The sequence below is a fragment of the Bradyrhizobium erythrophlei genome (genome assembly GCF_900142985.1).
Classification (GTDB): domain Bacteria; phylum Pseudomonadota; class Alphaproteobacteria; order Rhizobiales; family Xanthobacteraceae; genus Bradyrhizobium; species Bradyrhizobium erythrophlei_B.
The window spans coordinates 6,046,175-6,070,848 of sequence record NZ_LT670849.1 but is presented as its reverse complement, the minus strand read 5'-3'; the positions used below and the strand labels follow the sequence as shown (position 1 = coordinate 6,070,848).

Annotated in this window: 20 protein-coding genes and 1 pseudogene; 13 read left to right on the top strand and 8 right to left on the bottom strand. The window is 58.0% G+C overall.

Features of this window, described 5'->3' with window-relative positions; genetic code table 11:
- Positions 1 to 65: 65 nt before the first annotated feature.
- From BUA38_RS29030 to BUA38_RS37220, 3 genes are all read right to left on the bottom strand, one after another.
- Positions 66 to 2,123 carry a pyridoxamine 5'-phosphate oxidase family protein gene (locus BUA38_RS29030; RefSeq protein WP_072826514.1) on the bottom strand — a complete coding sequence of 686 codons (2,058 nt, stop codon included), beginning with the start codon at positions 2,121 to 2,123 and terminating at the stop codon, positions 66 to 68.
- 462 nt (positions 2,124 to 2,585) lie between these two features.
- Positions 2,586 to 4,214 (bottom strand): sodium:solute symporter family transporter, encoded by a 1,629-nt coding sequence (locus tag BUA38_RS29025; RefSeq protein ID WP_083587818.1) that lies wholly within the window; start codon positions 4,212 to 4,214, stop codon positions 2,586 to 2,588.
- A 3-nt stretch (positions 4,215 to 4,217) separates the two neighbouring features.
- Positions 4,218 to 4,544, bottom strand: a complete 327-nt coding sequence (locus BUA38_RS37220; RefSeq protein ID WP_156898792.1) for a hypothetical protein — start codon at positions 4,542 to 4,544, stop codon at positions 4,218 to 4,220.
- A gap of 291 nt (positions 4,545 to 4,835) precedes the next feature.
- Between BUA38_RS37220 and BUA38_RS29020 the strand changes: the two genes are divergently transcribed.
- From BUA38_RS29020 to BUA38_RS28980, 9 genes are all read left to right on the top strand, one after another.
- Entirely contained in the window at positions 4,836 to 6,581 is a 1,746-nt protein-coding gene (locus BUA38_RS29020) for a PHA/PHB synthase family protein (protein ID WP_072826512.1), read from the top strand.
- A gap of 62 nt (positions 6,582 to 6,643) precedes the next feature.
- On the top strand, positions 6,644 to 7,822 hold the full coding sequence (locus BUA38_RS29015) for an acetyl-CoA C-acetyltransferase (protein WP_072823389.1): 1,179 nt from the start codon (positions 6,644 to 6,646) through the stop codon (positions 7,820 to 7,822).
- A gap of 25 nt (positions 7,823 to 7,847) precedes the next feature.
- Entirely contained in the window at positions 7,848 to 8,573 is a 726-nt protein-coding gene (gene phbB / locus BUA38_RS29010) for an acetoacetyl-CoA reductase (RefSeq protein ID WP_072823387.1), read from the top strand.
- A gap of 82 nt (positions 8,574 to 8,655) precedes the next feature.
- Positions 8,656 to 9,780, top strand: coding sequence for a Re/Si-specific NAD(P)(+) transhydrogenase subunit alpha (locus BUA38_RS29005; protein ID WP_072823385.1), 1,125 nt, complete (start codon positions 8,656 to 8,658; stop codon positions 9,778 to 9,780).
- Positions 9,781 to 9,791: 11 nt separating this feature from the next.
- Positions 9,792 to 10,109, top strand: coding sequence for a proton-translocating transhydrogenase family protein (locus tag BUA38_RS29000; protein WP_072817439.1), 318 nt, complete (start codon positions 9,792 to 9,794; stop codon positions 10,107 to 10,109).
- A gap of 42 nt (positions 10,110 to 10,151) precedes the next feature.
- Positions 10,152 to 11,549 carry an NAD(P)(+) transhydrogenase (Re/Si-specific) subunit beta gene (locus BUA38_RS28995; RefSeq protein ID WP_072817438.1) on the top strand — a complete coding sequence of 466 codons (1,398 nt, stop codon included), beginning with the start codon at positions 10,152 to 10,154 and terminating at the stop codon, positions 11,547 to 11,549.
- Positions 11,550 to 12,422: 873 nt separating this feature from the next.
- Positions 12,423 to 12,749 carry an NIPSNAP family protein gene (locus BUA38_RS28990; protein WP_072823384.1) on the top strand — a complete coding sequence of 109 codons (327 nt, stop codon included), beginning with the start codon at positions 12,423 to 12,425 and terminating at the stop codon, positions 12,747 to 12,749.
- A 38-nt stretch (positions 12,750 to 12,787) separates the two neighbouring features.
- Positions 12,788 to 13,252, top strand: coding sequence for a DUF1348 family protein (locus BUA38_RS28985; protein WP_072823382.1), 465 nt, complete (start codon positions 12,788 to 12,790; stop codon positions 13,250 to 13,252).
- 444 nt (positions 13,253 to 13,696) lie between these two features.
- Positions 13,697 to 14,296: a glutathione S-transferase family protein gene (locus BUA38_RS28980; RefSeq protein WP_072823381.1), complete on the top strand. Its 600-nt coding sequence runs from the start codon at positions 13,697 to 13,699 to the stop codon at positions 14,294 to 14,296.
- A gap of 332 nt (positions 14,297 to 14,628) precedes the next feature.
- Here BUA38_RS28980 and BUA38_RS28975 read toward each other — a convergent pair whose 3' ends face one another.
- Entirely contained in the window at positions 14,629 to 15,390 is a 762-nt protein-coding gene (locus BUA38_RS28975) for a TetR/AcrR family transcriptional regulator (protein ID WP_083587817.1), read from the bottom strand.
- 161 nt (positions 15,391 to 15,551) lie between these two features.
- Between BUA38_RS28975 and BUA38_RS28970 the strand changes: the two genes are divergently transcribed.
- The 4 genes from BUA38_RS28970 to BUA38_RS28955 all read left to right on the top strand — a co-directional run bounded on the left by BUA38_RS28970 (position 15,552) and on the right by BUA38_RS28955 (position 18,840).
- Positions 15,552 to 16,526, top strand: a complete 975-nt coding sequence (locus BUA38_RS28970) for an MBL fold metallo-hydrolase (protein ID WP_072823377.1) — start codon at positions 15,552 to 15,554, stop codon at positions 16,524 to 16,526.
- Positions 16,527 to 16,681: 155 nt separating this feature from the next.
- A complete protein-coding gene (locus BUA38_RS28965) occupies positions 16,682 to 16,912 on the top strand; it encodes a DUF2798 domain-containing protein (protein ID WP_072823376.1) in 231 nt (76 codons plus the stop codon).
- A gap of 328 nt (positions 16,913 to 17,240) precedes the next feature.
- Positions 17,241 to 18,035 carry a haloacid dehalogenase type II gene (locus BUA38_RS28960; protein ID WP_197685880.1) on the top strand — a complete coding sequence of 265 codons (795 nt, stop codon included), beginning with the start codon at positions 17,241 to 17,243 and terminating at the stop codon, positions 18,033 to 18,035.
- 25 nt (positions 18,036 to 18,060) lie between these two features.
- A complete protein-coding gene (locus BUA38_RS28955) occupies positions 18,061 to 18,840 on the top strand; it encodes an MOSC domain-containing protein (RefSeq protein WP_072826511.1) in 780 nt (259 codons plus the stop codon).
- A 139-nt stretch (positions 18,841 to 18,979) separates the two neighbouring features.
- Here BUA38_RS28955 and BUA38_RS28950 read toward each other — a convergent pair.
- The 4 genes and pseudogenes from BUA38_RS28950 to BUA38_RS28930 all read right to left on the bottom strand — a co-directional run.
- Positions 18,980 to 19,197 (bottom strand): annotated as a pseudogene (locus BUA38_RS28950) (adenylate/guanylate cyclase domain-containing protein); the annotation flags it as partial.
- A gap of 234 nt (positions 19,198 to 19,431) precedes the next feature.
- Complete coding sequence (locus BUA38_RS28945) at positions 19,432 to 20,433, bottom strand: alpha/beta fold hydrolase (RefSeq protein WP_425304931.1); 1,002 nt, start codon at positions 20,431 to 20,433, stop codon at positions 19,432 to 19,434.
- A 907-nt stretch (positions 20,434 to 21,340) separates the two neighbouring features.
- Positions 21,341 to 22,867 (bottom strand): UxaA family hydrolase, encoded by a 1,527-nt coding sequence (locus BUA38_RS28935; protein WP_072823368.1) that lies wholly within the window; start codon positions 22,865 to 22,867, stop codon positions 21,341 to 21,343.
- A 130-nt stretch (positions 22,868 to 22,997) separates the two neighbouring features.
- Positions 22,998 to 24,662 carry an L-lactate permease gene (locus tag BUA38_RS28930; RefSeq protein WP_072823366.1) on the bottom strand — a complete coding sequence of 555 codons (1,665 nt, stop codon included), beginning with the start codon at positions 24,660 to 24,662 and terminating at the stop codon, positions 22,998 to 23,000.
- Between the last annotated feature and the right edge of the window lie 12 nt (positions 24,663 to 24,674).

The window sequence follows — 24,674 nt, the reverse complement described above, 5'->3', positions numbered from 1 at the left end:
ATCCCGCAGGAGAATGTTGGCTAACGCGGGTGTTTCCTGGGCGCCACGATAAATACCTGGCGCTTCTACACGGCCAAGTGCAGCGAAGGATCTTCGCCCGGCGTTTGGCCAGGAATAGAGCAGCAAATCAACGCTTCTCCTACCGGCACAGGAAACGATGGCTCCATCAGGTAAGCGACAGTCCCCTTCAATATTTTAACGCTGCAGGTCCCGCAGTTTCCGCTCCGGCAGCCGTAGGATGGCGATAGCCCACGGTCCTCAGCGAGCTCCAGAAGCGTTCCAGTGCCAGGGTGCCAGCGTGCTTCCTTGCCAGACTCACCAAAAATAACGCGCGTCGGGTCGGTCGCAGGAACCTCAATAGAACGCGACGTCGGCTTGTCCGTACTTCGTCGCAGCGAGCTCGGTCCAAACGCTTCGGCATGGATGCGCTCATCGGCTATCTTTAGCCGACGCAGTCCGTCGTAGGTCTCCTGCATAAAGGACGACGGGCCGCACAAATAAAAATCGTAATCGTCGAACGGCAGCACGCGCTTCAGCAGAGCTAGGTCGATGCGCCCGACGTGATCGGCGTCCTTTCCGGCGACCGCGTCGGGATCACTTAGGACGCTGATATATTTTGCGTAACCCTTTGATACACCGATAGTGCCTGCGATCTCTCCGCTGAAGGCCAATTCGTCTTTTCGGCGCGCCGATTGGAAGAGCCATGCCTGTCGGACGTGCTGTGTCCTTGCGTTCTCATCCACGAGGTGACGGACCATTGCGAGCATCGGCGTAATGCCGATACCCGCGGCGAGCAGGACCGCGGGGCGATCCTGCGTCGCGTCAATCGTAAAGCCACCAGCGGGAGCGCGTACCTCAATTGTGTCGTCGACATTCAGCTGATGAAGGTACCTCGAAACGATACCGTCCCGCTTGACACTGATACGGTATTTGTTCTCGGACGGGGGTACTGAGAGCGTGTAGGTCCGGACCAACGGGACTTCACTGCCCGCGAGCTGAATGCGGATCGGAATATGTTGGCCGGCTAGGTGGCGTAGCAGACCACCCCCGTCGGTCGGCTCCAGTTCCAGAGAACGAACAAGAGCCGTTTCATCCTTGATATGAGCGACGCGAAACACACGCCAGCTGTTGGGCAATTCACTGGCACGGAGTCGCTTTTTAGCCTCATGCCAATCACCCGTCATAAGTGAATTGGGTGAGGCTCCGCCACCTTCGAGTGACCAGCGTAGCGGCAGGCCGTCTGGTCGGTAGATCACCTGTCGAGCTCTGAATTGCCATATCCGCTCCGCGCCCTGAAATGCGGTGATCTCTGGCGAACCGAGAAGGACTTTCGCTTCTCCCGTGAGCTGCAGCTCATCACCGGTTAGAAAATCGACGAACAGAAGTCCTGCCTTTGGATTGATCAGAAAATTCCCCAGCGTATTGAAAAAGAGGTTGCCGTTAAAATCCGGGATGGTGAACGTACCGTCTTCGTCAAGTCTCACGAATCCCGGTTTGCCGCCGCGGTGCGATACATCTACCTGTCGGGACCCGTCCTTGGCGTCGATATAGGAAGCAACAAAGAAGGTGTCGGCCTGCGTGATAATCTCGCGAGCGCGGCCGTTAATAAGCGAGGACAATATTTGAGGTGGAAACTTCCCCCGTGCGTCTATATCGCGGATGAGTATTGGATTACGGCGTTGAATGTACCGCGGACAATTTCCAAAGCTTTGAATAACTTCAAGCGAAAAACTTTCTGCATCAGAACGCCGGATTATGCCGTTGAGCCGATTACGGCGGCGTGTCGAGAGATCAATGCCCAAAACGCCGACGGAGTCGCCGTCGTTCGTGCCGATATCCGCAGGATCGTCCACATCGCGCTTAAGACGAAATGAAAGGATCTTCGGATCGGGCGAGGTGAGGAAGCCTGGGGGACCAGCTCGCAGCGTCGCCCAGACCTCACCATCGGGATCGACCGCGCCCAACACGACGAACGGCAAGAGAGGAAAGAATTCACGGTGCTGTTCGAGAAGGAATTTGCGCAACCGTATTCGGCCCCGAGCATCCATCTGCTCGGCAACGCCGACACTGCGTTGTATCGTAAGTTCCCCTTCATGCCATGGTGAGCTAACGTCGTCTTTCATCACTTCGCCCCGTACCGAGGCGAACGGGAGACCCGTTCGCCCGGAATGACTCATGCCGCTAATCTAGGCTTTCCAAGCTGGCACCGGAACTGTCATTCACGCGAGCATTCCTAACATTCTGGCTGCTATGTCATCTGTCCCACGAACTGCATTGCGGTGGCGATAGGTTCACGACCGTACGAAACCGCCGTGGATAGCCCCTATTCCCGTCATCGCCAGCTCCAACATTTTGAGATGGCCAGCAAGCTTGGGTACAGCCTGTGCAGGCTTGAGAGCCTCGCTATAGTAGCCTATCGCAAAAACAATTTTCGATCGGCACCTGGGGCAACCGATTTGCAATCGAAGCCGCATTTACAAACCGGCCCGTTTGGCACCCCTTTGGTTCATCCTTCGGAGGTCCGAGATAAGTGTTAATGCCTTCCAGAGGAAAGCGCTGATGTACCGCACGGATCAAGCGTTTTACTATTCTACGTATTGAGCGACGGAAGGTTGCGTAAGCTGCCAGTCCTTCTCGGGTTCAGCCTTGGCGATCGATACCACCCAGCAGACGAATAGCGTGAGGGGCACTGTGAAGAGTGCCGGGGAGTCATACGGAAAGATCGCAGGACCAAGACCGAGTACCTTTGACCAGATGGTCGGCCCTATGACCGTCAAAGCAACCGACGAAATGAGGCCGAAGGTGCCGCCAACCACCGCACCGCGCGTCGTCAAACCGTCCCAGTAAATTGCCAACAGCAACAATGGAAAGTTGGCGCTGGCTGCAATCGCTGTTGCAAGCGCAAGAAGGTAGGCGACATTCTGCCCCTCACATGCCAACCCAAACACGATCCCGAGTACTCCCAATGCCAAAGCAGAGATACGCGATATCCGCAGTCGCGTGCGCTCATCGAGATGCCGACCGGACAGACCGACGACAAGATCGTTAGCTGCCGAGGAGGCACCTGCTATGATCAGTCCAGAGACAACGGCCAGGATCGTCGCGAACGCAACCGCAGAGATGAAGCCAGCCAAGACACTTCCACCGACGGCCCTCGCCAAGTGGATGGGAGCCAAATTATTTCCGCCAAATAGTGCGCCGCTGGCGTTCGCGTAGGTGGCATCGCCGCGGAGGATTGCGATACTGCCATATCCGATAAAAAATAGCATCGTAAAGAACAGCGCGATAAGGCACGTCGCGTAGAACACCGATACACGCGCTGCCCGCTCGTCATGAACAGTGAAGAAGCGCATCAGGATATGAGGCAGCCCGGAAGTACCAAACAGGATTCCGACGCCAAGGGACAAGGTCGCAATCCCGTCTTGAGAGAAGCCGTGGATATTCATGATCCCGTTACCGTTTGGATGATTGGCCTCCGCCGTCTTCAACAGGTCAGATGCGCTGAATCCAAATCTGTTTAGCGCCAATGCCGTGATCATCGCGCTTCCGCAGATCATCAGAACAGCCTTGATGATCTGAACCCATGTAGCCGCGCGCATGCCACCGAGCGTCGAAAACACGATCATAAGCAGACCGACCATGATGATCGCTGGCCCGTAACCGATTGCGAACAGCAACGAAATAAGCTCTCCCGCACCGACCATTTGCGCGACAAGGTAGAAACTGACGATGACGATGGTGGACGCACCTGCCAGGATGCGGATCGGCCGCTCTCGCAATTTATGAGCTAACACGTCCGCAAACGAGTACTTCCCTAGACGCCGCAGCGGTTCTGCAACAAGAAACAAGACGATGGGCCAACTGGCCAGATAGCTTGCGGCAAGGAACATTCCGTCCAAACCGGAGACATAGATTGCCCCAGACAGTCCAAGGAATGCGCCAGCGGACATATAATCGCCCGCGATAGCCAAGCCATTTTGGCCCGCTGAAATCGAACTTCCCGCCGTAAGATATTCGGACGAACTAGTTGCACGCCTGCCTGCCCAAACGCAGATCAGCAGCGTAAGCGCCGCAAACACTACAAAAAACATGATGGTGGAAAAATCAGCCTGACGAATGTGGGAATCGGACTGCGCAGAGTACGCCGCCCCACCGGCACCGAAAGTGGACACGGTTGCGAGAAGGAACAGTATGGAGTCCCGTGGGATGCGCATGACTCAATCCCTATTTCTTACCAACACGAAAAAGCCAGTCAGAATTACGCTGAAGGCCATGCAGCTCGCCACCGCAATCACGGCCGCGCCGAAGTCAGTTGCAACAGCGGAGCTTTGTGGCGCGTGCCGGGCGCTGTAAATCAAAAAGGTCATCATCGCCAAATATGAGACGATCATCAGGAGCGCCAACCGGAATCGGCGAACTCCCAATCTGTGGGCGGTAACACGCAGCCGAACAACGTCAGTGGTTTTTGGCAAACTCACCTCCCCTGCATTAGCTTGTCTGCGTCGCATATTTTGTTTGCGATCGATGTGGGTCAGGCTAGACAACGACTGACACCGCCATCAAACGCTTTATCGAGATAGCCATATCTTCTCTGGAGATCGGCGGGCGGTTTACTCGGCGTTCTCGGGTGCTGTTGACTGCGTTGGGAGAGCCCGGCGGGATCGATTCAACCGCGGATTGGCGGTTGGAGAGCTTTAACTCCAAGTCTTATCGCCGCAACAGATACGCCATTCAGATCAAATCGCTTCGCTTCGTTACACCAAATTCATAAGCTAGGCGGAGGAACGATCGCCAATTTTTACGTGCCGATAAGAAATAAGGCCGGAGTGCACGTCATGAACAGCATCCCACAATCTGTTACTGCCACGGGGCATCTCGAAGGCCTGATGCGGGCCGGACAATACGTTGTGAAGCAGCTTGACGATGCTCTCGCAACGGCTGCGGGAGTACGAAGTGAGGAGTCAACTTCATCCGGAAGTTTCTACTCTCCCTTCAGATTGATCGTCGATCTCCAGCGCGACTATCTTAACGAGGTGTGGCTGTGGCGTCTTTGGAGCACGATGTTCCTCCAAACCTATTCAGGTGGCAACCATTCGGATGTTGCTCTTGCCAAAGGCGACAGGCGGTTCAAGGACGCTTCTTGGCGAGAGCAACCCTATTACGACCTTCTCAGGCAAACATATTTGCTCGGCTCTAGGTATTTGCAAGAGTTCGTGAATACGGCGCAAGTTGACGATAGAACCAAACTTCAACTCCGGTTCTATGCGCGTCAGTTTATCGACGCGGTGAGCCCATCGAATTTCCCCGCGACTAATCCCGAGGTGATCCGTAAGGCGATAGACACTCGCTCCGCAAGTCTGACGGACGGCATGAAGAATCTGATCGATGACCTCCAGAAGGGGCGGATCACCCGGGCTGACGAGTCGGCCTTCGAGGTAGGCCGCAACCTGGCCACAACTCCAGGCACAGTGGTTTTCGAAAATGAGCTGATCCAGCTTATTCAGTACGCGCCGCAGACAAGCGAAGTCGAAAAGACGCCGCTCCTGTTCGTTCCCCCATGTATCAACAAATATTACCTGCTTGACCTCGGAAAGGGAAACTCGCTGGTCGAGTATGCGGTTGCGCAAGGTCATCAGGTATTTCTGATTTCCTGGCGAAGCGCCGTGTTTGAAACTCGGCATTTTACCTGGGATGATTACCTCGAGATGGGCCCGCTCAAAGCGATCGAGGTTGTGCTCGACATCACCGGTGCGGAGCGAACAAATGCGCTTGGGTTCTGCATTGGGGGAACGATTTTGAGCTGCGCCGCGGCCGTGCTAGCCGCGCGGCACCAAGACAGCCTGGCAACGGTCACGCTGCTAACTACAATGCTGGACTTTTCCGACACAGGCGAAATCGGCCTGCTGATCGACGCCGGCTCGGTCGCATTTCAAGAAGGGACAATCGGGAATGGCGGCATCATGCCTGGCAGAGAACTGGCGTTTACGTTCAGTACGCTGCGCGCCAACGATCTAATCTGGCGCTATGTCGTCGACAGCTATCTGAAGGGCGCAACGCCAGACGCTTTCGATCTTTTGTATTGGGATTCCGACAGCGTGAGCCTGCCTGGTCCAATGTACTGCTGGTACGTGCGCAACACCTATCTTGAGAACAACATCAAAGATCCAGGCAAGACCACGCAGTGCGGAGTCCCGGTAGACCTCTCCAAGATTACCGTACCGTTCTATCTCCTTGCATCCCGCGAGGATCACATCGTGCCCTGGAAGACGGCATTTCGTTCCAAAGACTTGATCGGTGGTGAGACACGGTTCGTCCTGGCTGCCAGCGGGCACGTCGCAGGCGTCATAAATCCTCCAGCGCGCAATAAACGCAGCCACTGGCTCAGCGACGACCTTGAGTCTGGTCCGCAAGGCTGGTTCGACGGTGCCGAAGAGAAACCCGGAAGCTGGTGGCCGGATTGGATTGCGTGGATGGGACGTCATTCAAACGGAACAATGCCGGCGCCGGTACAACGAGGAAACGCTCGGTTCAGCCCGATAGAACCCGCGCCCGGTAGATACGTAAAAAAGAAATCGAACTAATTCGGTTACGCAAACCGATCGATAGACACCACCGAACAGAGCACCCAGCGGAGGAAATCTTCATGTCGAACGAAATCGTGATCGTCAGCGCCGCCCGCACTGCGGTCGGAAGCTTCAACGGTGCGTTTGCCACCATGCCAGCCCATGATCTCGGCGCGATCGCCATCAAGGCTGCGCTGGAGCGTGCCGGCGTTGAGCCAGGCCGCGTGTCCGAAGTCATCGTGGGCCAGGTCCTGACCGCAGCACAGGGCCAGAATCCGGCGCGTCAAGCCTCGATCGCCGCCGGCATCCCGGTCGAAAGCCCGGCCTGGGGTGTCAACCAGCTCTGCGGCAGCGGACTTCGTACGGTGGCGCTCGGCTATCAGGCACTGCTCAACGGCGATTCGGAAATCGTGGTGGCCGGCGGTCAGGAATCCATGAGCATGGCTCCGCATGCGCAGTACCTGCGCGGCGGCGCCAAGATGGGCTCGCTCGAATTCGTCGACACCATGATCAAGGACGGCCTATGGGACGCCTTCAACGGCTATCACATGGGCAACACCGCAGAGAACGTGGCGAGGCAATATCAAATTACCCGCGCGCAGCAGGATGAGTTCGCGGTCCATTCGCAGCAGAAAGCCGAGGCCGCCCAGAAGGCCGGCAAGTTCAAGGACGAAATCGTGCCGGTGACGATCAAGACCCGCAAGGGCGACGTCGTCGTCGATACGGATGAATATCCGCGACATGGTGCCACGCTCGATGCCATGGCCAAGCTCAAGCCGGTCTTCGAGAAGGACGGCACGGTTACAGCCGGCAGCGCCTCAGGCATCAACGACGGCGCCGCCGCCGTCGTGCTGATGACCGCCAGCCGGGCCGACAAGGAAGGCAAGAAGCCGCTGGCCCGCATCGTGTCGTGGGCGCACGCCGGCGTCGATCCCAAGATCATGGGCACGGGGCCGATTCCGGCCTCGCGCGCCGCGCTCAAGAAGGCCGGCTGGAGCATCGGCGATCTCGATCTGATCGAGGCCAACGAAGCCTTCGCCGCGCAAGCCTGCGCCGTCAACAAGGATCTCGGCTGGGATACCGCCAAGGTCAACGTCAATGGCGGCGCGATCGCGATCGGCCACCCGATCGGCGCTTCCGGCGCACGCGTGCTGGTGACGCTGCTGCACGAAATGCAAAAGCGCGATGCCAAGAAAGGCCTCACCACGCTGTGCATCGGCGGCGGCATGGGCATTGCGATGTGCCTGGCACGTGACTGAACGGTTGCTGAGAGGAGAACTCGTCATGACACGTGTTGCATTGGTAACCGGAGGTACGCGCGGCATTGGTGCGGCGATCAGCAAGGCACTGAAGGCCGCCGGCTACAAGGTGGCGGCGAGCTACGCCGGCAACGACGCGGCCGCCGAACAATTCAAGGCCGAGACCGGCATCCCCGTCTACAAGTGGGACGTCGCTTCATTTGAGGCCTGCGCCACCGGTGTCAGGCAGGTCGAGGCTCATCTCGGCCCGGTGGATGTTCTGGTCAACAATGCCGGCATCACCAGGGATACCGCCTTCCACAAGATGACGCTCGAGCAGTGGAGTGCCGTGATCAACACCAATCTCGGTTCACTGTTCAACATGACGCGCCAGGTGATCGAAGGCATGCGCGCCCGCAAGTTCGGCCGCATCGTCAACATCTCTTCGATCAACGGTCAGAAGGGCCAGTTCGGCCAGGTCAATTATTCGGCCGCCAAGGCCGGCGATATCGGCTTCACCAAGGCGCTCGCGCTAGAGAACGCTAGGGGCGGCATCACGGTGAATGCGATCTGCCCGGGCTATATCAACACCGAGATGGTGCAGGCGGTGCCGAAGGACGTTCTCGAAAAAAGCATCCTGCCGCTGATTCCGGTCAACCGTCTGGGCGAGCCCGGCGAGATTGCCCGCGCTGTAGTGTTCCTTGCCGCCGACGACGCCGGTTTCATCACCGGCTCGACGGTCTCGATCAACGGTGGTCAGTATTTGATTTGATATCGCGCGCCCTGCATTTGGTGCACGGCCGTCGAAGCGAACGCTTCGGCTCCAGCGCACGACTTGAAATAGCGAGTTGGATATGAAGATCGCCGTCGCCAAGGAAATCGATCCCTCCGAGCCACGGGTCGCCGCTTCGCCCGACACCGTGAAAAAATTCAAGGCGCTGGGCGCCGAGGTTGCAATCGAGCCGGGCGCCGGGATCAAGTCCGGTTTGCTCGACTCGGACTTCACCGCGGCCGGCGCCACCGTCAGCGCCGATGCGTTGAAGGATGCCGATATCATCATCAAGGTGAAGCGGCCCGAGGCTTCCGAGCTTTCCAGCTACAGGCGCGGCGCGCTGGTCGTCGCGATCATGGATCCTTACGGCAACGATGCCGCGCTGAAGGCGATGGCGGATGCAGGCGTCGCCGCGTTTGCGATGGAACTGATGCCGCGCATCACCCGCGCGCAGGTGATGGACGTATTGTCCTCGCAGGCAAACCTCGCGGGTTACCGCGCCGTGATCGAGGGCGCCGAAGCCTTCGGCCGCGCTTTCCCGATGATGATGACGGCGGCCGGCACCGTGCCGGCGGCCAAAGTATTCGTGATGGGCGTTGGCGTCGCGGGCCTTCAGGCGATTGCGACGGCGCGGCGTCTTGGCGCCATCGTCACAGCAACCGATGTGCGCCCGGCGACGAAGGAGCAGGTTGAATCGCTCGGCGCGAAGTTTCTCGCGGTCGAAGACGAGGAATTCAAGAACGCGCAGACCGCGGGCGGCTACGCCAAGGAAATGTCGAAGGAGTACCAGGCCAAGCAGGCCGCGCTCACCGCCGAGCACATCAAGAAGCAGGACATCGTGATCACGACCGCGCTGATTCCCGGCCGTCCGGCCCCGAAGCTGGTGTCGGGCGAGATGGTCAAGTCGATGCGGCCGGGCTCCGTCCTGGTCGATCTCGCGGTCGAGCGCGGCGGCAATGTCGAGGGCGCCAGAGCCGGCGAGGTTGCCGAGGTCGATGGCATCAAGATCGTCGGCTACACCAACGTCGCCGGCCGCGTGGCGGCATCGGCCTCGAGCCTTTACGCGCGCAACCTGTTCTCGTTCATCGAGACCATGATCGACAAGGCCAACAAGGCGCTCGCCGTGAACTGGGACGACGAACTGGTCAAGGCCACCGCGCTGACCAAAGACGGCGCCGTCATCCACCCGAACTTCCAGCCGAAATAGGAGCAGACACCATGGAGCAGCTCGCGCAGGCCGTCGATCCCTTCGTGTTCCGGCTGTCGATTTTCGTGCTCGCCGTATTCGTCGGCTATTTCGTGGTGTGGTCGGTGACGCCGGCGCTGCACACGCCGCTGATGTCGGTGACGAATGCGATCTCCTCGGTGATCGTGGTCGGCGCGCTGCTCGCGGTCGGCGTCGGCATGATCTCGAGCGGCTCGGGCTGGGCGCGTGGCTTCGGCTTTGTCGCGCTGACCTTTGCCTGCGTGAACATCTTCGGCGGCTTCCTGGTCACCCAGCGCATGCTCGCCATGTACAAGAAGAAATCGAAGTGATCGGCAACCACCTCGGGGTGAGAAGGAAATGGGGGACCTGAGATGAGCGCCAATCTTTCCGCACTGTTGTATCTCGTGGCAGGCGTGCTGTTCATCCTGGCGTTGCGTGGGCTGTCGAGCCCGGCGACATCGCGGCAGGGCAATCTGTTCGGCATGATCGGCATGGCGATTGCGGTCGGCACGACGCTGGCGGCTCATCCGCCTGCTGACGGCATCGCCTGGGTACTCGTCATTGTAGCGGTGGCCATTGGCGGCGGTATCGGCGCGGTGATCGCGCGCCGCGTTCCGATGACCTCGATGCCGGAATTGGTCGCCGCGTTCCACTCGCTCGTCGGCATGGCCGCGGTGCTGGTGGCGGCCGGCGCTTTCTATGCGCCCGAAGCCTTCGACATCGGAACGCCCGGTCACATCCATCCGCAAAGCCTGGTTGAGATGTCGCTCGGCGTTGCGATCGGCGCCTTGACCTTCACCGGATCGGTGATCGCGTTCCTGAAACTGTCGGCGCGGATGAGCGGGGCGCCGATCATCCTGCCGTTCCGTCACGTCATCAACATTGCGCTGGCGCTGGCGCTGGTATTCTTCATCGTCGGCCTCGTGGTGAGTGGCAGTGCGCTTGACTTCTGGCTGATCACCATCATTGCGCTGGCCCTCGGCGTACTCATGATCATTCCGATCGGCGGCGCTGATATGCCGGTCGTGATCTCGATGCTGAACTCGTATTCCGGCTGGGCTGCGGCCGGCATCGGATTTACGCTCGGCAACTCGGCGCTGATCATCACCGGCGCGCTGGTCGGCTCATCCGGCGCGATCCTGTCCTACATCATGTGCCATGCGATGAACCGCTCGTTCATCTCGGTGATCCTCGGCGGCTTCGGCGGCGAGACGGCAGCCGCCGGCGGCGGCAGCGGCGAACAGAAGCCGGCCAAGCTCGGCTCGGCAGATGACGCCGCCTTCATCATGAAGAATGCCTCGAAGGTCATCATCGTGCCCGGCTACGGCATGGCGGTGGCGCAGGCCCAGCACGCGCTGCGCGAAATGGGCGACATCCTCAAGAAAGAGGGCGTCGAGGTGAAATACGCCATCCACCCGGTCGCGGGGCGCATGCCGGGCCATATGAACGTGCTGCTCGCCGAAGCCAATGTGCCCTATGACGAGGTGTTCGAGCTTGAGGACATCAACTCCGAATTTGCCCAGGCCGACATCGCCTTTGTGATCGGCGCCAACGACGTGACCAATCCTGCGGCCGAAGATGACAAGACCTCGCCGATCTACGGCATGCCCGTGTTGCAGGTGTGGAAGGCCGGCACGGTGATGTTCATCAAGCGCTCGCTGGCGTCGGGTTACGCCGGCATCGACAATCCGCTGTTCTATCGTGACAACACCATGATGCTGCTCGGCGACGCCAAGAAGGTTACCGAGAACATCGTCAAGGCGATGTGAGATGCCGGCTTTGGCCGGAAAGCGCAGTATGATTTAGGGTGCGGTCTTATTAACGCCGCGAAACAGCTGGCGGCGAGTTGGTAGTGCGTTGCCGCTCGAAGAACTGTTTGACATTGTTGGCATACGCTACCTTCTTTATGGCGAATTCTCTAATCCGGTCGCGCGCTGTGACACTTCGGCAGCCCCGTTGACTGTATGGCTTGCTTAGCCCGCCCTTTGGCGCATCTAACGGACGTCGATAGCTTGCAATGTCCAATTTGCGACATTCTGCCTCTCACGCGCCAGTCCAAGCAAGATCCCAAGTACTCCCAACGCTATCGCAGCGAACTCTGATATCAGGGGCCGCATACGCTCATCGAGCTGTCGACCCGGACAAGCTGACAACGAGATCGTTAGCAGCCGAGAAAGCGCCTGCTATGAGCAAGCTGCAGACGCTTCAGAGGTTTTGTGCGTACTCGCCCATCGCATGAGCTTATCTGCGTCGCACATTTGCGATCGAGTCAGTCCGGGCTAGGCAGCTACAGGCGTAGCTATCAAACAATTTTTCGAAATAGTCATGCTTTTTCGAGATAGCCATATCTTCTCTGGAGATTGATGGACTGCTTGTTCCGTGTTCCTAGTTTCTGCTGATTGCGCAGCATGGCCACGCCGGATCTATTCAACGCCGCTGATTGGCGCTCTTATCGTCGCGACAGATAAGACGTTCAGTTCAAATCGCTTCGCCTGCACACACCAGGTTCATAAACTCGATTGCAAGTTGAACTGAAAGAAATCGCCGTGTACCAGCTGCATGCGACTCAGTTATCGAAATGCTGTCATCCTATCGGGTCGCGCGTTACGCGCCGCCTTTCTTGACGTTAGAGGGATTCCGCGATGATCTATGAGTTACGAGTGTATCAGGCTGTTCCAGGCCAAATGGCAAAGCTGCAGGCTCGATTCAGGGACCACCTTCCGCCCATCTGGAAAAAGCACGGCATCCATGCAATCGGCTTTTGGACGACCCTTGTCGGGGAATCCAGCAACCAGTTGACTTACATCCTCCAGTGGGACTCGCTGGCCGATCTCGAGACGAAGTGGACCTCGTTCCTGAACGACCCAGCTTGGCACAAGGTGCGCGATGAGGGCGACAGCGATGGACCGATTGTTGCAAGCATCAATAATCAAATCCTTGCGCCCACTGCCTTCTCGGCGTTGAAATAAACCGGCGCTTCCGCAAGCTCAGACAAGCAGGTATCGGCATGACCCGCCCGCCTTTGCCCCCCTTCACAGCCGAGACCGCTGCACGCAAGGCGCGCCTCGCCGAGGATGCCTGGAACACTCGCGATCCTGGCAAAGTCGCGCTTGCCTATACGTTGGATAGCACTTGGCGCAACCGCGCCGAGTTCATCCGTGGTCGCGAGGCCATCGAGGCATTTCTCACACGCAAATGGAAGCGTGAGCTGGACTATCGGTTGATCAAAGAGGTCTGGGCGTTTCGCGACAACCGGATAGCCGTGCGCTTTGCATATGAATGGCACGACGATTCGGGCAACTGGTTTCGTAGTTATGGTAACGAGAATTGGGAGTTCGACGACGCCGGGCTCATGCAACGGCGCATCGCCAGCATTAACGACCTGCCGATCGAAGATCGCGAGCGCAAATATCACTGGCCCCTTGGGCGGCGTCCCGACGATCACCCCTCACTCAGCGATCTAGACCTCTAAGACAACCGTGGTCTGAGCACGACACCCGCGTCGTAAGCCATCGAGCCGGTCGACGGATGGCAATGACTAGTGTCGCCATCGAACGCTTTTTCGAGATAACCGTATCTTCTCCGGCGATTGGTGGACGGTTTGCCTCGCGCGCACGAGCTCTGCTGATTGCATGGCATGGCTACACCGGATCGATCAGCGCCGCTGACTGACGGTGGCAGCTCTCAGTCTTATCGTCGCGACAGATATGGTGTTCAGTTCAAATCGCTTCGCCTGGCTACGCCAAATTCATAAGCTTGCTTTGTAAGCCGAGCTAAACGAAATCATGATGAATCGGTTGCACTCGACTTCCGCAATGTTGATGCGATTCCTGCGAGCTGGCCACAAGACGGCTGGAGCAGCGAGTTCGCAATTCTGATTAGGTAAACACGACGACGCAACATCGGGGATATTCTCATGAAGCTATATTGGTCGCCGAACTCCCCCTATGCGCGAAAGGTGGTAGTGGTTACCAAGGAAATGCAGATTGATCGTTCTGTCGAAATCATCGAAACATCTGTGATTCCGACAAAGGAAAACGCCGTGCTTTCGGCGCTCAATCCACTGACCCGCATCCCAACACTTCAATTGAACTCCGGTGAAGTCCTTTTTGATAGCAGCTTGATCTGCGAGTACCTCGATGAGTTCTCGGACGGCGGGTTGCTCCCGGAGCCGGGGCCCGCCCGCAGACAGGTGCTTAAGCTGGAACTGCTTGGCGTTGACATTATGGATCGCGCCATTGTCTGTCGCCAAGAAACCCTCCGGCCAGAAAGCTATCGCTGGAGCGGATGGGTAGACGCCCAGTTTGATCGGATCGGCAAGGTCCTCGATACCCTCGATGCCAATGTACCTTCACTCGATCCCGATCTCGGAACCATCACTGTCGGCTGCGCCCTTGAATATCTCGACTTTCGCTTCCGTGACCGTCCTTGGCGATCCGAACGACCGCAGCTGAGTGCCTGGCACGAACAATTTGCTTTGCGGCCGAGCATGGCAAGCACGAAGCACCCAGCGTGATCCGTTCAAGGGGTCGCGGCATGCTCGGTAGCCGTCGTCGAATTGTTGAGGCCTGTCACACTGAAACCGCTCACCGTTGGCGGGGCCGGTCACTTTTGATTGGCGAGAGTGGCGTTGCCCTCGCGCGTTGCTCCCTGACTGGCCGGGATCTTGTTCCAGATCCCGGCGCTCTTTTCAGGGCAAAGCCGATTAGCTTTCAGCGAAGCCGAATGATTAGGCGCCAGTTCCACGAGGAGAATACCGGCCGGCCTCCCGGAATTTTACCGGCCCGGACCTCAGCGGCTGCAAGCGTAACTTACCGAGCAGCTGCAGCGAAGGGTGCGTCATCCTGCTTAGCGATGTCGAAGCGATTTAAGCAGCGACTTGGCCGTCTCCGTGGCCCGATTAATGGCGTTCCGATCGCGATAAACCCTCGAAACGGCGAAGCCCCCTTGCACTACAGCCATGATCATCAGCGCAAGCTCATTGGCGTCGAGGCGTTTCGCAATTTCGCCCTCGGCCTGGGCTTCGCGGAGAGCTCCCGCAAGGAGCCCCTGAAGTTCGCGGAAATAGCGTTCGACGGGCTTCCTCAGCGACGCCTCGGCGATGGACGATTCGGCTGCAAATCTGCCCATCCTGCAACCTTTGAGGCCGTCGCGAGAAACGTCCAGATAGCGGAAAACCCGATCCAAGGCAGAGCCGTCCGTTCCAACAGTCTCGCGCGCGAGCTCGCACATTTCATCGGATACTTCACCGAGAGCCACAGACGCCAGGTCCATTTTTCCCTTGAAGTGGTGATAGAGGCTGCCTTGCCCCGCACCACTTTCTTCCAGCAAGTCGCGTGGACTTACGGCCTCGTAGCCACGCTCCCACATCAATTTCTTGGCCGCCTTAACGAGCTCGCCCTTCGCCTTCATGACATCCCCATGGTCGCATCGAATCAACCGAAAGTGACTATATTCTGTAGCTACTAGTATGTAAAAACAACCATCACCATCGAGTATCAGCAATGTTTTCGCAAAACGTTCGTCGATGATCGCAGCGCCGTCACGACAGGGGCCACGTCTCCTTTTCACGCCGGTGAGCAAAGATCCAAAGTCTTGCAGGCGTTGCATCTTCGTATTCGTTCGACTTTGTCAGCTACTCGCCGCATCTGGGGGCGGAGGGCTAGGGTTTCAAAAGTCCCCATGGATGGTTGCGAACGGCTGATATGAGCCGACGGCATCGACCGCCGAGCCACATTGGCCTTCTTCGCAGACAAAGCAAGGAGATCGCGATGTTAAATCTAACCCGCCGCAAGGCACTATTGACGGCAGCAGTCGCAGGAGCAGCGTTTGGCCTGCCCAAGCCCGTCTCGTTTATTGAGGCTGCGCTTGCCCAGAAGGGACCTGAAGCCGGCAAGGGTTTCCGGCCGTTCAAGCTCGGAAAGAATCATGGGTTCATCCTGAACGATGGCGTTTGGGAAAAGCCGCACGATCCGTCGTTTATTGCAGGTGTTTCCGTTGATGAAACCAAGGCCGCGCTGGCCGCCGCAGGGATCGCGAATGACGTCGTGCCGATTCCGTTCAACATAACCCTGCTCAAACTCGGCAAAGAAACGATTCTCTTCGACGCCGGCACGGGTGGTCAGTTTCAGCCCACGGCCGGAGCGATGATCGTAAATATGGCTGCAGCCGGCATCAAACCAGAGCAGATTACGAAGGTGGTTGTTTCGCATTTCCATCCGGACCATGTTTTCGGGCTCATGAGCAAGGCCCCTGACAATACGCCGGTCTTCCCCAACGCCACGATTTACGTGCCCAGCAACGAGTTCAAGTTCTGGATGGATTCGAGCATCTTCACTAAACTGCCCGAAAAGCAGCATGGCCTGCCTAAGAGACTTCAGGCGATGTTCCCACTCTTCAAGGACAAGCTGAAGCAATACGAGTGGGATACCGAGGTTGTTGCGGGCATCCACTCAATCGCGGCACCAGGCCATACGCCAGGCCACACTGCATTCGTTGTAGGGTCGGGCAAGCAGCAGTTGATGGTGCTGAGCGACACGACAAACATGCCTGCCCTATTCGCGAAGCACCCCAATTGGCACGGCGCAATCGATGCTGATCCGGTGCTTGCGGAGACGACGCGGCGCAGACTGTTCGACCGTGCCGTGGCCGACAAGTCGCTCGTTACCGGTTACCACTTCCCGTTTCCCGCCGTCGGTACGATCACGGCAGACGGCGGGAGCTATACCTTTGTGCCTGCTGCATAGGTGGCGGCGAAGCATACGAAACGGCCATCGTCTGCACGCAGACATGGTCGTTTCGACACTATTTCAATTCGGCAACACATGAGCTTACAACAAGTGACGCCGGTCGTCGGCACACACCTTGCTCTATCAGCCATAACCCCGGTTCCGAGGCTCGTATGCGAGGAATACCGCGCCGGTTCGACTACTTCGTTTACGGGGTTATTCAATCGGGCCTTACCTGTGCGATTGCGGCCGCGATCGCAAGTTTCCCTTTCATCGCGACCGGGACCTTCATGATCCATTGGCTGCGGTCCTCGTTTGTCGCCTGGATCATGATGCTGCCAGTTGTCCTGTTCGCAGCGCCGGCCATTCGACGCTTGACGAACCTCTTGACACGAGAGGACTGAATTTGGCCGATGGAATCGTCGTGCTGCTCTGCGAATTGGGCATTGAACCATCTGAGCAATCGTCGAAAACGAGGCTCCGACTGGAATCATGGTTACGGAAGGTTTCCGGCTTGCAAACGTACCAACTAGTACGTACGTTCCCGATAGAATGTTTTATGGGGTAAAGCTCAAGCAATCTTCATTTTCCTGGAGCTGACTCGTGTATTCGCCGGCACCTCCACATGAGGGACAAGCAAGCCGTAATGGACGTACGCACTATGGCTATGCGGAGCTAAGACCGACAGACCCCGCACCGACTGCTAACGACTCAGCAACTATGGGAACCTGGATGATGCGTTACATTGAGCCCAAAACCACAACCCGCCGTGACTTGTTGATGATTGCGGGGGCTGCCGCGGCAACGGGCGGCACTACGCTAGCGCTAGGCTCGGACGCAGTTGCCCAGGCGGCTGGCGGCAAGGTCAAGGCAGTCGGATTTGACGCTTTCACGATCTTCAGCCCGCTCTCGGTCGACGCGGTGATCGACGAATACTTCCCCGGCAAGGGTAGTCAGCTGGCCACCGCTTGGCGGGGTCGAATCTTCGAATATTGCTGGCTCAGGACACTCAATCAGACCTACGTCGACTTTTGGCAGATTCTGGACGATGCGCTGGTGTTTGTGTTCAAGGCCGCGAAGGTCGAGTTGAAGGTCGACGTGCACGACAAATTCATGGACGCTTTTCTTAATCTGAAACCTTGGCCCGATTCGGTCGAAGCGCTCAAATCCATGAGGCAAGCAGGAATTCGACTTGCTTACGTCTCAAACCTCACACCCAAGATACTCATGACAAACAGTCAAAGTGCCGGCATCTCCGATTTATTCGAGCACATTTTGAGCACCGATCGCGTGAAGGCTTACAAGCCGGACCCGCGCGCCTACCAGATGGCCGAAGTTGTGTTCAATTTGCCGCGCGAAAGTATCGTGTTCGCAGCGTTCGGAGGATGGGACGCGGCAGGCGCTAAATCGTTCGGCCTCAACACCTTCTGGGTCAATCAGGTGAACGCGCCGCTCGAGGAGCTGGGTGTGAGGCCCGACGCTATCGGGAAGACACTCTTGGATTTGGCAAAATACGTCACTGCTTAGCCGACCAGTGCGTCAAGGTGAGGCCATGTCAGCGCAGGTTTCTGGACTTTTTAGGTACCCGATCAAAGGGCTCTCGCGTGAGCTCCTCAAGTCGGTCACTTTGCAAGCTGGTCGAGGCGTGTGCGGCGACAGGGAATTCGCCCTGGCGCTGCCTGCGACTGTGTTTGACGAAGGAAATCCTCAACCGCTACCCAAATTCCAATTCCTGATGCTGGCGCGCCAGGAAGCCTTGGCACGCCTGACAACGTCGTACGAACCCGGCACCGGATTGTTGTCGGTGACCGATGGTGCCCAGGGATGGTCGGCGGACGTCCGCTCTGCCGAGGGACGCGGCGCCATTGCAGCATTCTTCGCACGCTTTCTTCCTGACGATCAAAAATCATCGCAGCCTCGACTTGTCACCGCGGCCAACCATCGCTTCACCGACGTCGGGGTGCACTCGTCCGAGCTCATGCAGGCCATATCGATGCTCAACCTTGCCTCGGTTCGGGACTTGGAGACACGGATCGGCAAGCGGCTCGATCCGCGTAGGTTCCGAGCAAATATTCTTGTCGAAGGGCTTGATCCCTGGGTTGAAAACGAGTGGCTTAACCGGGATCTGATGCTGGGTACCGTTCGGTGCAAGGGCGTGCGGTTAACCCGCCGTTGTCCAGCCACTGAGGTCAACCCCGATAACGCAATCCGGGACATCAACGTTCCGCAAGAACTAATGCGTTGCTACGGTCACATTCATCTTGGCATTTACCTAACCGTGATAACGGCAGGAATGGTAGGCATTGGCGACAAAGTCACCGCGACCTGCTAAACAACCAGCACGACATAGTGACCCAGTCCCGAGCGCCTCGTGAAACTGTTAGAGTCGGCTTTCGGGTCAGCCGACCGACGCAGCCGATTCAGCAGGCTTGAAATCGCCTGAAATGAAAACGCAGCGGCTAGGTTGGCATTCAGCCGTGATACGCGAACAAGCGATCGGGTCGTTGAAGCTGCGGACTGGAAATTCGCCGATGCGTTCGAGATCGAACTCCCTTTCGACGAAGTCCGCGAACGCGCGCGACAGCAGCACCGTCCTTCCCAATTGCTTGAGGGTTTCGAGGCGCGCTGCCATGTTGACGGCGGGACCAATGACGGTGAAGTCGAGCCGGCTGCGCGACCCGATATTGCCCTACATGTCAAGGACGCTCGTCGCGAGTGTCGTTTGTCAGCCAGTTTAGAACGTCACCGTCAGAATGTGCGGCGACATGATCGATTTTTGGCGGCGCGTTCATAGCTTGTTCCTGGGTGGTAACCTGGATCGGCCAGGAGCGGCCAAGTCACGGCGAATCCCCTTGCCGGTGGAAGGGTTGCGGCGCCGGTTGGACTCAGCCGCGCGGCGCCGCACTACGTGACGCGAGCTAATTCACGAACGGCGATGCAGGAAGTCGACGACAAGTCTTGTCGTCGCGGCCGGCTGTTCTTCCGTGATCCAGTGCCCGCAATCCGGGATGACCGCATCTTCGACGTTATCGGCGACACACCGAATCACCGCGCCGATCATAGGGCCGAATGTAGCTTCGCCACCGAAGGCCAGGACCGGCATCTTAAGCTTGCCCTTCGCTAGGAACGCCTTGTTGTCGGTTGCATCCTGACCGAACGCCAGGAACTGGGCAAAGCCCGCTCGCATTGCGCCAGGTTGCGCATAGAGCGCCGCGTAATGCTCGCGCTTCGCTTCGTCAAACCGCTTCGGGTCCCGGGAAAGATCGTTCCAGAAGCGGTCGAGATAGATGCGCTCGCGGCCGGCGACCAGGCGCTCCATGTCCCGACCACCGAAGCCAAAGTGCCACATGGCCGGATCCTGTTTGATCTGATCCCAGGGTCCGATGCCGGGCAGCGGCGCATCGATCGCCACCCATCGGCTCACGCGCTCAGGGTAGGTGGCGGCAACGGCGTAGCCGACCATGATGCCAATGTCGTGCGTCACCAATTCGAACGTACGCACACCGAGGGCGTCCAGGACGCCCACTACGTCCGCCGCCTGATTCTTCTTGTCGTAGCCGCCATCAGGCCTCGACGAGAGGCCCAGCCCTCGCAGGTCCGGCACGATGATCGTGTGGTCTTCGATGAGCGCGCTCGCCAGATGACCCCACATGTCGCCGGTCGTGCCGTAGCCGTGCAGCATGACCACTGCCGGGCCATGACCGACGACCCGCACATGGATGGAGGCACCGTTGATTTCGATCGTCCGCGTCTGCATCACGGCCGGGAAGGGATAAATTCCGTCTACGTGGGCATTCTCGTTCATCTGTTTACTCCTGGTCTGGGCGCGAGCTGCGCCTGTAAGTGCGAACTCGGCCACCGCGCCCAGACCGATAGCGGTCGTGCTCAAAAAGTCGCGGCGAGATGGGTTGGGGGGCTTGGTCATGCGCATTTCTCCTGTGCCGATCGAGGTCGGCAACCAAGTAAGAGATGGGTTTGCTTCCAGTTGGTGGGATTGACGGCTCGCTGCGCAGCGGCACACCAATCAGTTGCGACTCAATGAGGAGCGCCGCTGGCGCATCCTCCTTTCCTGGCTCTGTCTTGTGCTCCACCAGAAAGGCGACTTTCATCATGGAAAACTCCGCAAAGGAGCCGTGCCGGAAACCGGGGTCGGGTCTCCTACTATCGGTAGTCGAGGCCCGGCGCGGCATCGGCTCTTCTCGTTTTATAACGGACGTAATAAAACATGCAATGCTTTTTTTATCGATCGTAATAAAACACGACCGTGAGTTATCGCTCTCGCCAGTAACGGACGGATCTAGATGGCCATGCCCAGGGAATTCGATGAAGACACGGTGCTCGAAGCCGCAATGTTACGTTTTCTGGAACAACGGCGATGAGGCGACGCCGATGCGCGACCTCGCCGGAATGACTACGCCAAGCCTGTACAATGCGCCGGCGATAAGAGAACCATCTACCCGTCTTATGTTCGATCGCTATATCCGTCTGGCGCTCGAAAACTGCTCCGCGATCTCCGGAGGCGATGACCCGCCCTTACGCGCATTGGGAGCAGTACTTCGATGCGACCGCCGCACGGCTGCATACACAGGCGAGTCTTTTTCGGCTTGCGCTCTTGGTTGTGCCGACCCGTCAAAGTGCATCTAGATAACCACTCGCCCGGCGTCGCGGCACGCGTTGTTCAACCTTTCCGTAGGCTCGGAAGTGCACCCGAGATCGGACCGGAGACGAGCTGATCACCCAGACCTGTAAGCAGAACGCTGGATGGCCGGCGTAGCCATTCAAATGCACGTCTGGGCACGCTCAAACCGCACCAAGCTTTCGCTTACATGGCGTTACATCTGCGCACCAATCATCCATGGGACAGTCTCTTCGTTGCCAAGGCCCAGTTCTTCACTTTTTGACTTTTCACCAGACGCAACATCGATAAGCTTGCGATAGATTTCCAAGCCTTTGCTCTCGATTGTGGATCCGCCATCCATGATGTCCCCGCAGTTTATGTCCATGTCGTCGCGCATGCGCGCAAACATCTTTGTATTGGTTGCAAGCTTTACGGAGGGCGACGGCTTTGCACCAAAACAAGAGCCGCGCCCCGTTGTGAACGCCACTAAATTCGCGCCTCCAGCGATTTGTCCAGTCGTCCCCATCGGGTCGTAGCCTGGCGCATCCATAAAAACGAGGCCCCGATCCTTGATTGGCTCAGCGTATCGGTAGACGCCCGTAAGGGGCGTCGAGCCACTTTTGGCCACAGCACCCAACGATTTTTCTAGAATCGTCGTAAGTCCACCAGCTTTGTTACCGGGAGTCGGATTATTGTCGATGCTTCCCTTCTCTCGTTTGGCATACTCCTCCCACCATTTGATCAGGTTGACGATTTTCTCACCGACCTCTCTGGAGACCGCTCGCCTGGTCAGAAGATGTTCTGCGCCATAAATCTCGGGTGTCTCAGTAAGTATGGCCGTACCGCCCTGCCCTACCAGCATGTCAACCGCCACACCAAGAGCTGGATTTGCAGTTATGCCCGAGTAGCCGTCAGAACCGCCGCATTGCAAAGCTACAACCAGATTAGAAACCGGCACTGGCTGCCGGCGACACTCGTTCGCCCGCGGCAACATCTCCTCGATTGCAGCAACGGCTGCCGCAACGGTATTCCTCGTACCCCCCTTATCTTGGATCACGAGCGGAGCGATCATCTTGCCGGTTTCGATGCCCTCAGCCATGAACATCGCACCCATCTGGTTCGCTTCACAACCAAGACCGACGACCACAACGCCGGCAAAGTTCACATGCTTTACGAACCCACCCAAGGTCCTGCGCAATTGTTGAACGCCTTCTCCGTTGTGTTCGATGCAGCACCCAACACCGTGTGTTATCGGCACTACTCCGTCGACATTCGGATATTTTTCCAGGGCTCCGGGCCGTGAGAAATGCTCAACGACAAGTTTGGCAACTGTCGCCGAGCAATTAACAGTGCTCACGACGCCAATGTAGTTGCGCGTAGCCACACGCCCGTCAGCACGGACAATTCCCTGAAATACATCTGTCGTCGTGGCTCTCGGAGGTGCACCCACATCGGCACCGAACGCATAATCGCGCTCGAAAGTGCCCATGGCCAGGTTATGGGTGTGGACATGATCTCCGGCTTTGATGTCGCTCGTCGCAAATCCAATAATTTGTCCGTAGCGCAGGACGGCCTCGCCCTGACGTATATCCACGGTCGCTACTTTATGTGCAGCTGGAATCGACGATCTGACAGTCAACCCGTCGAGTTCGGCGAGATGAGATCCAGCATTGATATCTGATCTCGCGATAGCGACGTTATCCCGAGCGTGCAGTTTTAATACCGATGACGGCGTTCCCATAATATGCCTCGATCCTCTGATTGTTGTTCGCTTTGATTGTATGGCAGTAATCGAACGGACACCTGCTCTGCACCTGCACCGGTGACGAGAATTCGACCGTCACCGTCGAGCGGTTTCTTTCGGCTTCGAGTTATTTCAAGACCATCTCCGTGAATGGATAGACGTAAGCCTGCAACGTCACGAGTCCACCAACTAGACACGCTAGCGCGATCGAATGCTTGAACACGAAGCGCAGGATCGAACCTTCGTGGCCAAACCAGTTGGTCGCAGTTGAGGCAACCACGATCGACTGCGCGTCGATCATCTTGCCCATGACGCCACCGGACGAGTTGGCGGCGGCCATCAGGATCGGCGAAAGGCCGAGCTGTTCGGAGGTGATTTTCTGCAAATTGCCGAACAGCACGTTGGAGGCGGTATCCGATCCTGTCAGCGCCACGCCCAGCCAGCCGAGCAGCGTTCCGAAGAAGGGGTAGAGAACGCCGGTGGCAGCGAACGCCAGACCGAGCGTCGCGTCGACGCCGGACAGCCGCGTCAGGGTGCCGATCGCCAGCATCGCCGAGATCGTGATCAGCGAGACCGCGCACAGCCTGATGGTGCGGCCATATTCCACGACCATCGCGACTGGTCCGACGCCCATCAGGGAGCCCGAGATGAGCGTGGCAATCAACAGCCCGGTTCCGGTCAACGACAGGTAGGGGAACGAAAAAACGGCGCCTTCAAGTGTCGGCTTAGCCGCCACCGGCGGCATTTTGCTTATCATGTTGTGTAGATTAGGAACCGAGTAATTCCAGGTAAATATGGAATTTGCCCAAGTCTTGAACGAACCGTTGCCCCAGATCAGCATCACGATGAAAACAATGATCCACGGCAGCAACGCGTTCCAGAGCTGCGACTGGGTGAGTGGTTTTGTGTCCAGCGGCTTGACTGGTTTCATCGTCAAAGCCGACTCGTCCTTGCCGCGTAGCGCCGGTGACAACCACAGTTCCTTCGGCTGCCAGACTTCCAGGAACATGATGAGACAACCCATCGAAATCAGCGACGCGCCGATATCGACGATCCAGGGATTGATGTAGTTCGAGATCACGAATTGCGGGATCGCGAACGACACGGCGGTGACGAGAATGGGTGGCCAGATCGCTATCATGCCGCGCCATCCGGCGAACGCCCAGATCAGCCAGAACGGCACGAGCATCGAGAAGAACGGCAACTGCCGGCCGATCATCGCGCCAACGATATAGGGATCGAGCCCAGTGACGGATGCGAGGCCCTGGATCGGCGCGCCCAGCGCGCCGTAGGCGACGGGCGCGGTGTTGGCGATCAGCGACAGGCCGGATGCTGCGAGCGGGGAGAAGCCAAGGCCGAGCAAAACTGCGCCGGTGATCGCGACCGGCGTTCCGAAGCCGGAGGTTCCTTCAAAAAAAGCGCCGAATCCAAACGCGATCAACAAGAGCTGCAAGCGGCGGTCCGTCGTGACGCCGCCGATGGCGCGCTTCAGCAGCTCGAACCGTCCAGTCTCGACCGTGACGCGATAAAGAAAGATGACGTTGAGTACGATCCAGCCGATCGGGAAAAATCCAACGACGACGCCAAGCAACGAGGCACGGATGGACATTCCGGCCGGCATCGTGAAGGCGAAGATGGTGACTATATTGGTGAGAATCAGCGCGACAACCGCTGCAATGTGAGCCTTAACCTTATTCGATGCGATCAGGACGAGCAGGGTGACCGCGGGAACGGCGGCAACGACGGTCGACAGGGCGGCGTTGCCGAACGGATTGTAAACTTGATTCCACAATGGGTAGCTCCT